Genomic DNA, 15699 nt, shown 5'->3' on the forward strand with positions numbered 1-15699 from the left:
GAGAATACGGCCATGAAGTTCGAACGCAAGCATGCCGTCCTGCTCCTCGCCGTTGCTGCGTGGAACGTCTTCTCCTTCGGAAACTTCGCCCGCAACCTGTTCAACGCCTACGCGGACGGCGAGGACAGGGCCACCGGTTACTGGGTGGCCCACACCGTCCTGATCGTCGTGAACTTCGTGATCGCCGGTCTCCTCGGCGCCTTGGGTTGGAAGGCCCTCAAGGCGACCAAGTCGAAGTAACTGCTCAGCGTGCACGAAGGCCCCCGTCCGTCAGGACGGGGGCCTTCGTTGCTCGCGCTGGGTCAGCGGCCGTGCTGCATGGCCGTGCGCAGATCCTTGTTGAGCTGGGAGATCACGTCGAGCGGGATCCCCTTCGGGCAGGCAGCAGTGCACTCACCGATGTTGGTGCAGCCACCGAAGCCCTCGTGGTCGTGCTGGGTGACCATGTCGACCACGCGGCTGAAGCGCTCCGGCTGGCCCTGGGGAGCTCACCGAGGTGGGTGATCTTCGCACCGAGGAACAGCGAGGCCGAACCGTTGGGGCAGGCGGCGACGCAGGCGCCGCAGCCGATGCAGGTGGCCACGTCGAAGGCGCGGTCCGCCTTCTCCTTGTTCACCGGCAGGTTGTTGGCCTCCGGGGCGGAACCGGTGTTGACCGAGATGTAGCCGCCCGACTGGATGATTCGGTCGAAGGCGGAGCGGTCGACCACGAGGTCCTTGATGACCGGGAAGGGGTCGGCGCGCCACGGCTCGATGGTGATCGTCTCGCCGTCCTTGAAGGACCGCATGTGCAGCTGGCAGGTCGTGGTGACCTCGGGACCGTGCGCCTCGCCGTTGATCATCAGCGAGCACGTGCCGCAGATGCCTTCGCGACAGTCGGAGTCGAACGCGACAGGGTCCTCACCCTTGTCGTTCAACTGCTCGTTGAGGTGGTCGAGCATCTCGAGGAAGGACATGTCCTCCGAGACACCGTCCAGCTGGTAGGTGTGCATCGCACCCTTCGCCTGCTGGTTCGCCTGCCGCCAGATGTTGAGGGTGAGCTTCACTTGTAGGACCTGGCCTTCATCTCGATCGCTTCGTAGGAGAGTGCTTCCTGGTGCAGGACCGGGTCGCCGTCGCCGCCCCATTCCCAAGCAGCGACGTACGCGAACTCCTCGTCGATGCGTGCGGCCTCGCCTTCAGGGGTCTGCGACTCGGACCGGAAGTGTCCACCGCAGGACTCGCGCCGGTTCAGCGCGTCGATGCACATCAGTTCACCGAGCTCGAGGAAGTCGGCAACGCGGCCGGCCCGCTCGAGGCTCTGGTTGAGGCTGTCGGCGGTGCCCAGGACCTTGACGTTCTTCCAGAAGTCGTCCCTGAGCTCGCGGATGAGACCGATCGCCTTGGTCAGGCCTTCCTTGGTCCGGTCCATGCCGCAGTACTCCCACATGATGTGGCCCAGCTCCTTGTGGTAGCTGTCCACGGAGCGGGTGCCGTTCACGGTGAGGAAGTGGTTGATGCGCTCATCCACCGACTCCCGCGCCTCGATGACTGCGGGGTGGGACTCGTCGATCCGCTCCGGCAGGTCGGCCAGGTAGTTGGCGAGGGTGTAGGGCAGGACGAAGTAGCCGTCGGCCAGGCCCTGCATGAGGGCGGAGGCGCCGAGACGGTTGGCGCCCTGGTCGGAGAAGTTGGCCTCACCGGTGACGAACAGACCCTTGATGTTGCTCTCGAGGTCGTAGTCGACCCAGAGGCCACCCATCACGTAGTGGACGGCGGGGTAGACGCGCATCGGAACCTCGTAGGGGTCCTCCGCGGTGATCTGCTTGTACATGTCGAAGAGGTTGCCGTACTTGGCCTCGACGGTGTCGCGACCCAGGCGGGCGATCACGTCGGCGAAGTCGAGGTAGACGCCACGACGCACGCCGTCGACCTCGGGGCCGACGCCGCGACCGTCGTCGCACATGTACTTCGCCTGACGCGAGGCGATGTCGCGGGGGACCAGGTTGCCGAATGCCGGGTAGATCCGCTCCAGGTAGTAGTCGCGGTCCTCCTCGGGGATGTCGCGCGGGTCCTTGCCGCAGTCTTCGCGCTTCTTGGGCACCCAGATGCGACCGTCGTTGCGCAGCGACTCCGACATCAGGGTCAGCTTCGACTGGTTCTCGCCCGAGACGGGGATGCAGGTCGGGTGGATCTGCGTGTAGCAGGGGTTGCCCATGTAGGCCCCCTTGCGGTGCGCCCGCCAGGCGGCGGTGACGTTGCAGCCCATCGCGTTGGTGGAGAGGAAGTAGACGTTGCCGTAGCCACCGGTGGCCAGCACGACCGCGTCACCGAGGTGCGTCTCGATCTCGCCGGTGACCATGTCGCGGGTGATGATGCCCTTGGCGACGCCGTCGACGACGATCAGCTCGAGCATCTCGTCGCGGGTGTGGGTGGTCACGGTGCCGGCGGCGACCTGACGCTCCAGCGCCTGGTAGGCGCCGATGAGCAGTTGCTGACCCGTCTGGCCGCGGGCGTAGAACGTGCGGGAGACCTGCACGCCGCCGAAGGAGCGGTTGTCGAGCAGGCCGCCGTACTCACGGGCGAAGGGGACGCCCTGGGCGACACACTGGTCGATGATGTTGGCGCTGACCTCGGCGAGACGGTAGGAGTTCGACTCGCGGGAGCGGAAGTCGCCACCCTTCACCGTGTCGTAGAAGAGGCGGTAGACGGAGTCGCCGTCGTTGCGGTAGTTCTTCGCCGCGTTGATGCCGCCCTGGGCGGCGATCGAGTGGGCCCGGCGCGGGGAGTCCTGGTAGCAGAAGCTCTCGACCTGGTAGCCGGCCTCGCCCAGGGTCGCGCCTGCGGCGGCACCGGCCAGGCCGGTGCCGACCATGATCACCTTGATCTTGCGGCGGTTGGCCGGGTTGACGAGCTTGGCGTGGGCCTTGCGCTCCTCCCAGCGCTGCTGGACGGGAACGTCCATGGGCGCCTTGGTGTCGGCGATCGGGTCACCGAGGGTGAAGAAGCCAGCGGCGTCGCTGGTGTTCGTGTTCGTGGTCATGTGAGGAATCAGCCCTTAGTCGACGATGCCGAAGAGGATGGAGAGGGGCACGAGCGCGAAGCCGCCGGCGACCAGCACGGCCAGGAAGACCGCAGCGCTGTTGGCGCGCAACCGGGCGCGCGCGCTGTTGGTCAGGCCGAGGGTCTGGCAGGCGCTCCACACGCCGTGACGCAGGTGCATGGCGAGCGCGGCCATGGCGACCAGGTAGATCACCGCGACCCACCAGCGCTCGGGCTGGAACGAGCTGACGACGCGGTCGTAGGGCGACTCGGGATCGCCGTTGACGTTGATGGTGTGGGTGGTGAGGTGCAGGAGGTGGAAGACCACGAACGCCAGCAGCGCAACACCTCCCCAACGCATCATCTTCGAGCTCAGGGTCGCAGCCACTGCCTTCTTCACGACGTACTTGTTGGTGCGCGCACGGTTGGCGCGAGCCCACAGCGTGAAGGCCGCATAAGCGTGCCCGATGATCGACAGGAGGAGGACGACGCGCACGATCCACAGCAGACCCTCGTGCGGGAGCATGGGCTCCCCGAAGGTGCGCAGGTGGTGCGCGTACTCGTCGAAGGCCTCCTGGCCGGCGAAGACCTTGAGGTTGCCATACATGTGCAGCAGCACGTAGCCGATGAAGATCAGGCCGGTCACGGCCATGAGGAGCTTCAGCGCGATCGTGGATCGCGTCGACCGGCCGCCTTTGATGAGAGTCGGGGTAGCCACGAGAACTCAGGCTACCCCCAGCCGTCGGCCGATTGTGACGGGTGTCCCCAAACCGATGGTGTGAGATACGCCCGGTTACTAGCGGGTCACTTGTCTTTTAGGCTACCCTAACCATTTTGTGTGGTCGTCGGCCCGGTGACGGTGGATGCCGCCACGGCCGTGGTGATGGGGACGGCGAGCACCAGCCCGATCGCGGTCACGAGCGTTCGGATCACCTCCTCACCCAGCGCTTCGTCGACCAGGGCCACGCTCCACCCGCGGTCGTAGACCGACAGCAGCATGAGCAGCAGCAGGCCAGTGCCGACGTAGGCGAAGACGATCGTGTAGATCGTCGAGGCGATGTGGTCCCGGCCGATGCGCATGCCGCTCGCGAAGAGTTGCCGCCGGGTCAGCTCCGGGCCGGCTGCCCGCAGCTCCCAGATCGCCGACGACTGGGTGATGGTGACGTCGTTGAGCACGCCGAGCCCCGCGATGATGACGGCCGACATCAGCAGCCCCTGGAAGTTCACTCCCGGGATCAGCGACGCCAACATCTCGCCCTCCTCGCCGCTCACCCCGGACAGTCGCGCGGCGCCGACGGCCCACCAACCGAGCAAGGCCGTGGCCGCGATGCCCAGCAGCGTCCCCGCGAGAGCGGTGCTGGTCCGGATCGACACCCCGTGGGTCAGGTAGAGCACCACGAACATGATCAAGGTGGAGCCGGCCAGGGCCACCCCGACCCCGGAACCGCCGCCGAGCAAAGCCGGGAGCATGAACGTGCCGATCACACCTGCGGCGAACACCAGCCCGACCAGGGCCAGCATCCCTCGCAGCCGAGCGACAATCGCGACGACGAGCACGAAACCGACGGTGATCAAGCCGATGGGGAGCTTCCGTTCCACGCCGACCCAGGAGAGCACCGGATCGGCGCCGTCGGGTTGCGGGAGTGCGAGCAGCTGGACGGTGTCGCCCGGCCGTACGCCGGAGCGCGCGGCCTGCGGCCCGGCGTGGATCGGCACCGACTCGCCGGCACTCGCGCCGGTGGCGGGCACCACCACGATCTGGTCGCACCCCTCGGGCCGGTCCCGCTCACCCGAGGAGTCGCCTGCGGCCGGCGGACAGGGCGCGGCGACGCTCTCCACCTCGGCATCCAGCTGGGTCACACCGTCTGCTGTCCACTGCTGGAGTTCGGGCTGGTCCTCGGCATGCGGCCACTGGAGGATCACACCGAGCACCGCTGCGAGACCGGCCGTGACCAGGAAACCGAGAAGGATGCGTCGGGGCGCGGTGGCGGTGTCGATCCGTTCAGCGCGATGGTGGTGCGTGCCCATGACGCCATCTTCTCGACCGCGGAGATGCAGCGTCAGGCGGCGCGCGCAAAGGTCATCAGTGGTGTGACCAAGTCGAGCAGCTCTTCGGCAGCCACCGACCACGGGCGGGCCCGGGCGAGGTCTCGGGCGTGACGTGCGAACTCGGCACGCGACCGGTCGCTCACCAACGCCGCCACCTCGTCGACGAAGTCGTCGGGCCGAGGGAGAAGAGCAGGCCGGTCTCGAGGTGGCGCACGATCTCAGGCGCAGCGCCGGCACGAGCAGCCACGACGGGTACGCCGCATGCTGCCGCGGCTCGCAGCGCGTGGCCGGCGGTCACGGCCTCGCCCGGGTGCACGAGGACGTCGAGGGACGCGATTGCCTTGGCGAGCTCGAGGCTCGCGAGCTCCGGGAGGAAGCTGACCCGACGCATCCGGTCGCGCAGCCACTCACGCTGCGTGCCGTGCCCGATCACCACCGGGCGGACGCCGCTGAGAGCCTCCAGGCCACGCAGGCGACGTACGCCGTCGCGCTTGCGGAGTGGGCCGACGTAGCCGACTGCGACGAGAGGGCCGTCCGGCCGATGGGTACGCGCCCACCTGCCGTGGAGGTGCTCGTCGCGGGCGCGGGGAGTGAAGGTGTCGACGTCGACTCCCGGCTGCCAGGCGAGGCAGGGGTGGCCGACGTCGACGAGGCGCTGCTGCTGCCAGCTGCTCACCGTGAGCAGGAGGTCACTGCGACTGGGGACCGACGTCATCCACGGCTCCACCGAGAGCTCGTCCGGAGCGCGGTGCTCCAGGGTGACGGTCGGCATCCCCAGGCGCTGGGCATGCTTGAGCGCCTTCCGGCCGATCGTTGCCGGAGAGGCGACGATCACCAGGTCGGGGCGGAACTCGGTGAACGCGGCCCGCACCTGCGAGCCGACTGGTTCCCAAGCACGCACCCGGGCGACGCGGCAGTGGCGGTAGACGGCCATGCCGGGGGCTGCGCTGACGAGCAGGACGTCGTGACCGCCGTCGAGGAACTCGTCGGCCAGGTGGCGGACGGTCACCGTGGCCTCATCGACTGCCGGATGGAATGCCTCGGTCACCAGCGCGATCCTGCTCATGGTCCAGACGGTGGCGCGCGAAGGTGGCCGCCGGGTGACGCCCCGGGCAACGGTCGATGCTGATCGTCCGGCGGGCAGGTGAAAGGTTTCCTCCGCCGTCCACGAGGGAACGACGGGTGAGGGTGAGGTGCGGCGCGGGTGCGCGCCGGAGACCAGGAGGCGATGGGTTGATGGCAGTGCCGGGTGTGGGAGAGGCCTTCGGCCGTTATCGGATCGAGCGGCAGCTCGGCGTCGGCGGGATGGGGGTGGTCCACCTCGCTACCGACACCCGGATGCAGCGCAGTGTCGCGCTGAAGCTGGTCTCGGGCAGGCTGGCCGGGGACGAGGAGTTCCTGGCCCGCTTCCACCGGGAGGCGGAGACCCTCACGCGGCTCGACTCACCGCACATCATCACGATCTTCGACCACGGCGACGTCGACGGCGTGCCCTACCTGGCCATGCAGTACGTGTCCGGCGGCGACCTCGGATCGGTGCTGCGACGTGGCCCGCTCACGCTCGCTGTGGCGGCCGGCATCTGTGCTCAGGTCGCGAGTGCGTTGCAGGACGCCCACGCGGCCGGGGTGGTGCACCGTGACGTGAAGCCTGCCAACGTGCTGCTCCGCGATCCGGACGGCTCCGAGCCCTTTGCCTATCTCAGTGACTTCGGTATCGCCAAGAGCGACGGTCATGACCCGATGACACAGGCGGGGGATGTCGCCGGAAGCTGGGAATACCTCTCGCCCGAGCGGACCCGTGGGGAGCCAGCCGGGCGGCCGAGCGACATCTACGCCCTGGGTTGTCTCTTCTTCGCCTGTCTGACCGGATCCGCCCCCTACTCGGGATCTGACGTAGAGGTCGCGATCGCGCATGCCAACCAGCCGGTGCCGCAGCTGCCCGGCACGGATCCGACCACGATCCGGGTCAACACGGTGCTCGCGCGGGCCCTGGCCAAGGAGCCGGCGGCTCGCTACGGCTCCGCTGCCGACTTCCGTCGCGACCTTCTCGAGCTCGTCCGCGGTGGTGACCTGGGGGCCGGACCGTCGGGTACGTCGTTCCGCAAGGCCGGGTCGGCTGCCGGGGAGCCCACTCGCCACCGTCGCAGGAGCTGGTTGATCGGTGGGGTGGCGGCGCTGGCGCTGGTCCTGGCCGGCGGCGGGGTGTGGCTGGCCGTGGGCGATGACACCGCAGGCGCAGGGGATGCGGACGAGGCCGCCGGCCCGGCGCCGATCGAGGACCCCGTGGCCGGAGACTGGGACAACGACGGTCGGGGCGACGTACGGCTGAGCCGGATCTGGGCGGACGGGTCCGAGATCAAGGGACTCCCGCAGCAGTTGTGGACCGCCAACGAGGATGCTTCCGCGTTCGAGGGACCGATCGAGGACATGGGGAGTCGCCAGCGCAACACCTGGTCGGGTGACGTCAACGGTGACGGCAGGATCGACCAGGTGGAGGTCACGGAGAGCGAGGACGAGCGCCGACTCCAGGTCCGGACGTGGTTCGGTACCGACGAGGGACCGGGTGAGCCGCAGACGCAACGGCTGCCGGTGAACACCGAGATCTACAGCGACGCCAGCTACGGGCTGGGTGACTTCAACGGCGACGGCAAGGACGACCTGCTGGTGCCCACACAGCGCCAGGACAACTACCTGGTGCTGGCCGTCGCGTTGAGCAACGGTGCCGGCTTCGACAAGCCGGTCGAGTTCAGCTGGCGAGGTGGGGAGCGCGACAACACCAGCGACCAGCTCGGCATCGGCGATCTCAACGGCGACGGGAAGGACGACGTCTACTCCCTGCGCAACCCCGACCAGGGCGGGCTCCGCATCAGGGCCTTCCTCTCGACGGGAGACGGCTTCACCAAGCAGCCGGTGACGCGCATCGAGGACAAGGTCTACAACCTGCTGCTGGGCAGCTACGTCGCGGCGGACGTCGACGGTGACGGCGCCGACGAGCTGGTGGCGATGATCCACATGAACCGGGACGCCGGCGGCTACGGGCTCGGCATCACCGTGACCGAGTTCTCGCAGGACACCTTCGTGACGCCGCAGACGTGGGCAGAGCCGGTGGACGAACTCGACGGTTATGTGACCCCCATCATGGTTGCCACCGATGTCGACGGCGACGGCCTCGAGGACATCGTCTCGACGTACGGTCCCGACGAGGAGACCGGGACGCTCGACCTGACCTGGTATCGCTCGACCGGGGAGGGGTTCGAGGACCCGGTGCTCCTGGCGTCCCCGGAGTGTCTGCGCCCCGACTGCCGCGAAGCGGGCAAGCTGGTTCGCAACATCGGCTGAGAGGTTCCGCCCGTCATCAGGGCGGCGGCCCGACGTGGGAACCGTCACCGTCCACCATGCGGGGTCAGTTCTCGGCCCGGGCACGCGGCGGCCTATCCTGCGACGCATGACTTCTGGATCCGACGCGGATCGCCTCGCGCTCGCTGCTGCTGGCGACCAGCACAGCGCGGCCGACTGGGAGAAGGCCACCGCGGCCGTGCTCCGCAAGTCCGGCCGACTCACCGAGGCCGACCCCGACTCCAAGGTGTGGGACAAGCTGACCCGCACCACGCTCGACGGCATCCCGGTGGCTCCGATCGGCACTGCCGACGCGGTGACCGAGGTCGCTCCGACCGGCCTTCCGGGTGCGGCGCCCTTCACCCGCGGTCGCCTGGCCGAGAAGCCCGAGATCGGCTGGGACATCCGTCCGCTCTTCTCCGGCCTCGCTGCGAAGGCCCTCAACGAGGCGGCCCTCGTCGACCTCGAGAACGGCGCCACGTCGCTGTGGTTGCGCGTGGGCGCGGCGCTCGCGCCTGCCGACCTCGAAGCCGCCCTCAAGGGTGTGTTCCTCGACCTTGCCCCCGTCGTGCTCGACGCGCCTGAGGACCCGGTCGCCGCGGCGGAGGCGCTGGTCGCGGTGCTGCGCGACAGCGGTGTCACTCCGGCCGACGGCACCAACCTTGCTGCCGACCCCATCGCTGCGAAGGTGCGCGGTGAGGGTGCGGTCAACCTCGAGACGCTCGACGTCGTTGCCGAACTGGCCAAGCAGGCCGGCACGCTCGGCGCCGTCGTCGACGCCACCGCCGTGCACGACCTCGGCGCCTCCGACGCCCAGGAACTCGGCTACAGCCTCGCCGTCGGTGCCGCCTACCTGCGTCGCCTGGTCGCGGCCGGCCATGCGGTCGACGAGGCGCTCGCCATCATCGAGTTCCGCTACGCCGCGACTGCCGAGCAGTTCCCGACGATCGCGAAGTTCCGGGCCGCTCGCCGTCTCTGGGCCCGGGTCGCCGAGCTGTCCGGCGCATCCGCCGACGCATCCGGCCAGCGCCAGCACGCGGTCACCAGCCGGCCGATGATGGGCAAGTACGACCCCTACGTGAATATGCTGCGCACCACCGTCGCGGCCTTCGCGGCCGGCATCGGCGGCGCCGAGTCGGTCACCGTGCTGCCCTTCGACAGCCCGCTCGGCCAGCCTTCGGTGCTCGGACGCCGCAACGCACGCAACACCTCGTCACTGCTGATCAGCGAGTCCCACCTCGCCAAGGTGGTCGACCCCGCCGGCGGCTCGTACGCCGTCGAACGTCTCACCGATGACCTGGCCCGCGCCGCATGGGCCGAGTTCGGTCGGATCGAGGAGGCCGGTGGCATCGTGGCCGCTCTCGACGACGGGTCGCTCCAGGGCCGCGTCGACGAGGTCGTCGCCGCCCGAGAGGCCGAGATCGCCCGCCGCAAGCAGCCGCTCACTGGCATCTCGGAGTTCCCGAACCTGGCCGAGGTGCTCCCCGAACGCGAGGCCGACCCGGACGCCGAAGAGGTCCGCCGCTACGGTGCCTCCTTCGAGGCGTTGCGCGACGAGCCCGCGCAGGCCAAGGTCTTCCTGGCCACGCTCGGTCCCGTTGCTGCCCACACGGCACGTGCGACCTTCGCCAGCAACCTGTTCGCTGCCGGTGGTGTCGGCGTCGACGTGGCTGGTGCCACCGACGGCGTCGAGAGCCTCGTGGCGGCGTACGACGGGCAGACCGTGGTCTGCCTGGCGGGTGCTGACAAGACCTACGCCGCGTGGGGAGCTGAGGCTGTCGCGGCCCTGCGCGCCGCCGGTGCCCGCCACGTCGTACTCGCCGGCAAGCCGGGCGGGGCCACGGTGGCCGAGGACCTGATCGACGACTCCTGCGCGGTTGGCGTGAACGCGCTGGAGTTCCTGACGACGACGAGGGAGAAGCTGGCATGAGCATTCCCGAGAGCTTTGCCGGTCTGCCGCTCGACGGCGGCGCCGTCGCTGGGGGAGCGGTCGGCCAGGGTGAGCCGTGGGCGTCGCCCGAGGGCATCCCGGTGCTTCCGGTCTACGGGCCCGAGCACCTTGAGGGCCTCGACGCGCTCGACACGTGGCCCGGGCTCAGCCCGTTCCTGCGTGGCCCCTACCCGACGATGTACACCACCCAGCCGTGGACGGTGCGGCAGTACGCCGGCTTCTCCACCGCTGAGGAGTCCAACGCCTTCTACCGCCGCAACCTCGCTGCCGGTCAGAAGGGTCTGTCGGTGGCCTTCGACCTCGCGACCCACCGCGGCTACGACTCCGACCATCCGCGGGTGCGTGGCGACGTCGGCATGGCCGGCGTGGCGATCGACTCGATCTACGACACCCGGGTGCTCTTCGATGGCATCCCGCTGGACACGATGAGTGTCTCGATGACCATGAACGGCGCGGTGCTCCCGGTGCTGGCGCTCTACATCGCCGCGGCCGAGGAACAGGGGGTGAAGCCGGAGCAGCTGGCAGGGACCATCCAGAACGACATCCTCAAGGAGTTCATGGTCCGCAACACCTACATCTACCCGCCGGCGCCCTCGATGCGGATCATCTCCGACATCTTCGCCTACACCAGCCAGCGGATGCCGCGGTTCAACTCGATCTCGATCTCCGGCTACCACATCCAGGAGGCCGGGGCCACGCAGGACCTCGAGCTGGCCTACACCCTGGCCGACGGCGTGGAATACATCCGGGCCGGCCTCGAGGCGGGCATCGACATCGACGCCTTCGCGCCGCGACTGTCCTTCTTCTGGGCGATCGGCATGAACTTCTTCATGGAGGTCGCAAAGATGCGTGCGGCCCGGGCCCTGTGGGCCCGGCTCGTGCGTGAGTTCGACCCGAAGAACCCGAAGTCGCTGTCGCTGCGCACCCACTCGCAGACCAGTGGCTGGTCGCTCACCGCGCAGGACGTCTACAACAACGTGCAGCGCACCGCGATCGAGGCGATGGCTGCGACCCAGGGACACACCCAGTCGCTGCACACCAACGCGCTCGACGAGGCCATCGCACTGCCGACCGACTTCTCCGCACGGATCGCTCGCAACACCCAGCTGATGCTGCAGCAGGAGTCGCGCACCACCGAGATCATCGACCCGTGGGCCGGTTCCTACTACGTGGAGAAGCTCACCCACGACCTCGCGGAGCGGGCCTGGGCCCACATCCAGGAGGCCGAGGCGGCAGGTGGCATGGCGAAGGCCATCGAGCAGGGCATCCCCAAGATGCGCATCGAGGAGGCCGCTGCCCGCACCCAGGCCCGGATCGACTCCGGTGCCCAGCAGGTCATCGGTGTCAACACCTACCGACTGGCCGACGAGGACCCGCTCGACGTGCTCAAGGTCGACAATGACGCGGTCTACAGCCAGCAGATCGCCAAGCTCGAGCGACTGCGCGCCGAGCGCAACGACGACGACGTACGCCGCGCCCTCGATGCGCTCACCAACTCCGCCGAGCGTGGGGCCGACAGCAGCGGTTCGCTCGACGGCAACCTGCTCGCCCTGGCCGTCGACGCCGCGCGCGCGAAGGCCACCGTCGGGGAGATCTCCGACGCCCTCGAGAAGGTCTACGGTCGCCACCAGGCGGTGATCCGTACGATCAGCGGTGTGTACCGCGACGAGGCCACCAACGCAGGCGACTCCGTGATCTCCACCGTGCTCGAGATGACGGCTGAGTTCGAGGAGGAGGAGGGCCGCCGCCCCCGCATCCTGGTTGCCAAGATGGGCCAGGACGGACACGACCGCGGCCAGAAGGTCGTCGTCAGTGCCTTCGCCGACATGGGGTTCGACGTCGACGTGGGCCCGCTGTTCTCCACGCCCGAGGAGGTCGCGCAGCAGGCAGTGGACGCCGACGTGCACATCGTCGGTGTCTCCTCGCTGGCCGCCGGTCACCTCACCCTGCTGCCCGCGTTGCGGCAGGCCCTCGCTGATCTCGATCGCGGGGACATCATGGTCGTCATCGGGGAGTCATCCCGCCCGACGACGTCCCCACCCTCAAGGAGATGGGCGCCGCAGCAGTGTTCCTGCCGGGCACCGTGATCGCCGAGTCGGCCATCGACCTCCTCCGCGAACTGCGCGCCGCGCACTGACGTGGCACGTGAGGTTGACGTAGCGGCGCTCGTCCAGGGAATTCTGGACGGGCGTCGCGCCGCCATTTCTCGGGCCATCACCTTGGTGGAGTCGTCGGCTCCCAAGCACCGCGTCGCCGCTCGTGACCTGCTCGCCCAGTTGGGTGGTCCGCCGTCCGGGACCCCCGCCGTACGTGTCGGTATCTCCGGTGTTCCCGGCGTGGGCAAGTCGACCTTCATCGAGGCGCTCGGCACCCACCTGACCGAGCACGGCCACAAGGTGGGCGTGCTCGCCGTCGACCCGTCGTCGGTGCGCACCGGTGGCTCCGTGCTGGGTGACAAGACCCGCATGATGAAGTTGTCGGTCGACCCCGACGCCTACATCCGTCCGTCGCCGTCGGCCGGCACCCTCGGTGGCGTGGCGCGTGCGACCACGCAGGCGATGATGGTGCTCGAGGCCGCCGGCTACGACGTGGTCCTCGTCGAGACCGTCGGTGTCGGGCAATCCGAGATCACCGTCTCGCAGATGGTCGACACCTTCCTCTTCCTCACCATCGCCCGCACCGGTGACCAGCTGCAGGGCATCAAGAAGGGCATCCTCGAGATCGCCGACGTCGTTGCGGTGAACAAGGCCGACGAGTCGGGCGGACCTGGGGACCACGCGGCGGAGGCCCGGGTCGCTGCCCGCGAACTTGCCGGAGCCCTGCGGCTGGTGCGGAGCCGCACCGAGTGGGCGCCGCCCGTCGTGACCTGCTCGGCGCTGACCAACACCGACATCGACGTGGTCTGGGAGCGGATCATCTCCCACCGCGACCACCTCGGTGCCGACGGCCTGCTCCACAAGCGCGCCGGTCAGCAACTCGAATTCACCTGGGCACTCGTGCGTGACGAGCTCAACGATCGGCTCCGTCGCTCAGCGGCGGTGCGCGAGATCCGGGACGAGGTGCGTGACCAGGTGCTCGCCGGTGAGCTCACCGCCCCGGCTGCGGCCGACCTGATCCTCGCCGCCTACGACAGCTGAGTCCCCGCCCCTCCGTTTGATCGAGCCCGTACGCCGTTGGTCGAGCTTGTACGTCGTTGGTCGAGCTTGTCGAGACCACTGCCGTACCCCATTGGTCGATCCCGGTACGTCGTTGGTCGAGCTTGTCGAGACCTTCCGTCCGGGGTGTCGAGACCCTGCCCCGGGCCGTGCCGTCCGGGGCAACCTCCCTCGCTGGGGCGGCGCGTCGTGCGCGCGGCTCTTCGTGTTGGTTGCGTTGGGTGGGCGCCCGCCGCGGCCAAGCCCCTTGACGCTCGGTCGGCAACCCCGGACGTCCCACCCCGCCCCTGTGCGCCGTTGGTCGGCCTGTACCCCGTTGGTCGAGCTTGTCGAGACCATGTACGCCTGTTGGGTCGACCTGTACGTCGTTGGTCGAGCTTGTCGAGACCTTTCCCCGCGGGTCAGAGGGGTCTCGACAGGCTCGACCACCGGCATCCTGTTCTCGAACCCACGGCATCCCCGCTGGTCGAGCTTGTCGAGACCACCCCGCCGCCCCACCTCGTTGGTCGAGCCTGTCGAGACCTGCCTCCGGTGTGTGGGCGTGCCTGTGCCCCGGGAGAGCGTGTGTTCTCCCGGGGTGGGCGGGTGGTGCTTGTTTGGCAGGCGCTGCTTCTGATGGGTGGTGCTCAGCCGGGCTGGCTGGTGTCGTGGGTGCCTTGGGGTGTGACCAGCCAGGTCCTGCCGTGCTGGCTGGTCCAGATATACGTTCCGTCCCTGGTCCTGCGGTAGCGCCACCTGCCGTGGGTTTTCATGAGGTGGTGACGCCGACACAACGGCGCCAGATTCTCCGGCCGGGTTTGCCCGGGCGGACCACCCTCACCAAGTGGAAGATACGGGTCGATGTGGTCCAGATCGGCGTCCCAGCTGGAGCGTTCACAGTTGGGATACACACAATGCGGGTCACGCAACCGGACCAGGGTGTCCATCCATTCGGGTGGATCATGACGATCCACCGCATCAGTCCTGTTCAAATCCACCACCGGGGTGACGGACGCAAGCGAACCGTGACGGGTGATCCAGTCCCGTAGCTGGGTGGTGAGGACCTGCCCCAACCGGTCGGTGGAGGCGATCCCGTCGCCGTCCAACCCCAACTCGTGGGGGTCGAGGCCCAACGCGAACAGGTCCGCAAGGTTGACGTGGGCCATCACCCGCAACCCACGCCGGCGTCCGAACGGGCCCGGTGTCGTCACCAACCGACCCGGCTTCACCCCGATCCACCGGCTCGCCCAGCACCGGCTCGCCACCCGCTGCCGCAGCGCCGTCCGTGCTGTCGGTGCTGCTGCTGTCGCCGGCGCTGATGGCGTTGCGGTGTAGGTGAGGGTGGGTTGTTCGGTGTCGTCGGTGAGCCGTCCGATCGCTTTGGCACGGCGTTGGTCCACTGTGTCGGTGTCACCGAGGCGCCGCATCGGCTTCGGCCTCGGCGTTGAGGACGAGTCCATGAACCGGGTCAGGTCCAGCGAGTCACCGACGGCTTGCAGCTCGGAGGTGCCGGCGATACCGCCGGCTCCTTCTTCGTGTCCGGCGTGGGGGTGGTGCAGCCACACACCCCAATCGGCCTTCCCCTTCGCCGCGCTGGGGTCCTTCATCAGCTCGGGGTGGAACTTCGCGATCGCCATCGCCAACCACTTCTCAATCGTCGGCCAGCCGGTGAGGCCGGTCGCGGCGAGGTGGTCGTCGAACCACCGTGCAGCGGCGTACGACAGTTTCCTCGTGAGGAGGGCGACGCGGCGGGCGTTCCACCCCGGCACCGCCAGGGCCTCGACCTTCGCCCACAGCTGCGGCAGCCGGTGGACCAGGTCCAGGGCGTCGGCGACCAGCGCGAACCCGGCACCACGCGAGATCCCGGCGGAGGCGGCGAGTTCCTCGACCGCGAACAACGCGACATCGGGGGTGCCGTCCCCGGAGATCGCCTGTTCACAGTCGGTGGGAAACAGGGTCTCGTCACCCACCACGGCCTTCGGGTGCTCCGGCGACGGTGGGTGCATGATCGCCCACTGGTAAGCCAACCGCAGCTTGCTGCGGACCATCTTGAGTTCAACGACGCGGTTCTCAGCCATGAAGCCGAGCAGCGTCCCGCCATCGAGGTCAGAGACCTCGTACGGCTGGTGGCGGGCGTCGATTTCGATCATGGAACCAGTCCAACATTTGACTCCGACACAACCCGACGATCACGAACTCACCCTGTGGA

The 15699-nt window shown here is 68.6% G+C and carries 10 protein-coding genes and 2 pseudogenes; 5 read left to right on the forward strand and 7 right to left on the reverse strand.

All coding sequences use genetic code 11. From position 1 onward, the window contains the following. Positions 1-12 precede the first annotated feature (12 nt). Positions 13-240, forward strand: coding sequence for an SCO4848 family membrane protein (locus tag L1066_RS08480; RefSeq protein ID WP_235735934.1), 228 nt, complete (start codon positions 13-15; stop codon positions 238-240). A gap of 62 nt (positions 241-302) precedes the next feature. Here the strand turns inward: L1066_RS08480 and L1066_RS08485 are convergent. From L1066_RS08485 to L1066_RS08505, 6 genes and pseudogenes are all read right to left on the reverse strand, one after another. After that, positions 303-1045 (reverse strand): annotated as a pseudogene (locus L1066_RS08485) (succinate dehydrogenase/fumarate reductase iron-sulfur subunit). Continuing rightward, positions 1042-3021 (reverse strand): fumarate reductase/succinate dehydrogenase flavoprotein subunit, encoded by a 1980-nt coding sequence (locus L1066_RS08490; protein ID WP_235735935.1) that lies wholly within the window; start codon positions 3019-3021, stop codon positions 1042-1044. Before L1066_RS08490 ends, L1066_RS08485 begins: the two are co-directional and overlap by 4 nt. 15 nt (positions 3022-3036) lie before the next feature. Next, positions 3037-3738, reverse strand: a complete 702-nt coding sequence (locus L1066_RS08495; RefSeq protein ID WP_235735936.1) for a succinate dehydrogenase cytochrome b subunit — start codon at positions 3736-3738, stop codon at positions 3037-3039. A gap of 107 nt (positions 3739-3845) precedes the next feature. Further along, positions 3846-5048 (reverse strand): YibE/F family protein, encoded by a 1203-nt coding sequence (locus L1066_RS08500; RefSeq protein WP_235735937.1) that lies wholly within the window; start codon positions 5046-5048, stop codon positions 3846-3848. A gap of 32 nt (positions 5049-5080) precedes the next feature. Then, a complete protein-coding gene (locus L1066_RS26550; RefSeq protein WP_283095339.1) occupies positions 5081-5212 on the reverse strand; it encodes a hypothetical protein in 132 nt (43 codons plus the stop codon). Then, positions 5209-6135: a glycosyltransferase gene (locus tag L1066_RS08505; RefSeq protein WP_235735938.1), complete on the reverse strand. Its 927-nt coding sequence runs from the start codon at positions 6133-6135 to the stop codon at positions 5209-5211. The genes L1066_RS26550 and L1066_RS08505 overlap by 4 nt, the downstream gene beginning before the upstream one ends. Before the next feature lie 170 nt (positions 6136-6305). Here L1066_RS08505 and L1066_RS08510 point away from each other — a divergent pair, with 170 nt between their 5' ends. From L1066_RS08510 to meaB, 4 genes and pseudogenes are all read left to right on the forward strand, one after another. After that, on the forward strand, positions 6306-8408 hold the full coding sequence (locus L1066_RS08510; protein ID WP_235735939.1) for a protein kinase domain-containing protein: 2103 nt from the start codon (positions 6306-6308) through the stop codon (positions 8406-8408). Between the two features lie 106 nt (positions 8409-8514). After that, positions 8515-10335, forward strand: a complete 1821-nt coding sequence (locus tag L1066_RS08515) for a methylmalonyl-CoA mutase family protein (RefSeq protein ID WP_235735940.1) — start codon at positions 8515-8517, stop codon at positions 10333-10335. Beyond that, positions 10332-12493 (forward strand): annotated as a pseudogene (scpA, locus tag L1066_RS08520) (methylmalonyl-CoA mutase). The gene L1066_RS08515 and the pseudogene scpA overlap by 4 nt, the downstream one beginning before the upstream one ends. A gap of 1 nt (position 12494) precedes the next feature. After that, positions 12495-13493, forward strand: a complete 999-nt coding sequence (gene meaB, locus L1066_RS08525; protein WP_235735941.1) for a methylmalonyl Co-A mutase-associated GTPase MeaB — start codon at positions 12495-12497, stop codon at positions 13491-13493. A gap of 644 nt (positions 13494-14137) precedes the next feature. Here meaB and L1066_RS08530 read toward each other — a convergent pair. Beyond that, complete coding sequence (locus tag L1066_RS08530) at positions 14138-15640, reverse strand: HNH endonuclease signature motif containing protein (protein WP_235735942.1); 1503 nt, start codon at positions 15638-15640, stop codon at positions 14138-14140. Positions 15641-15699: the final 59 nt, after the last annotated feature.

The organism is Nocardioides alcanivorans, from assembly GCF_021555175.1.
Taxonomy (GTDB): domain Bacteria; phylum Actinomycetota; class Actinomycetes; order Propionibacteriales; family Nocardioidaceae; genus Nocardioides; species Nocardioides alcanivorans.

Excerpts from the sequence above, each read along its gene's own strand:
- L1066_RS08505 (WP_235735938.1), bottom strand. The coding sequence starts at position 6,135 with ATGAGCAGGATCGCGCTGGTGACCGAGGCATTCCATCCGGCAGTCGAT.
- L1066_RS08510 (WP_235735939.1), top strand. The coding sequence starts at position 6,306 with ATGGCAGTGCCGGGTGTGGGAGAGGCCTTCGGCCGTTATCGGATCGAG.
- L1066_RS08480 (WP_235735934.1), top strand. The coding sequence starts at position 13 with ATGAAGTTCGAACGCAAGCATGCCGTCCTGCTCCTCGCCGTTGCTGCG.
- L1066_RS08500 (WP_235735937.1), bottom strand. The coding sequence starts at position 5,048 with ATGGGCACGCACCACCATCGCGCTGAACGGATCGACACCGCCACCGCG.
- L1066_RS08530 (WP_235735942.1), bottom strand. The coding sequence starts at position 15,640 with ATGATCGAAATCGACGCCCGCCACCAGCCGTACGAGGTCTCTGACCTC.
- L1066_RS08490 (WP_235735935.1), bottom strand. The coding sequence starts at position 3,021 with ATGACCACGAACACGAACACCAGCGACGCCGCTGGCTTCTTCACCCTC.
- L1066_RS08515 (WP_235735940.1), top strand. The coding sequence starts at position 8,515 with ATGACTTCTGGATCCGACGCGGATCGCCTCGCGCTCGCTGCTGCTGGC.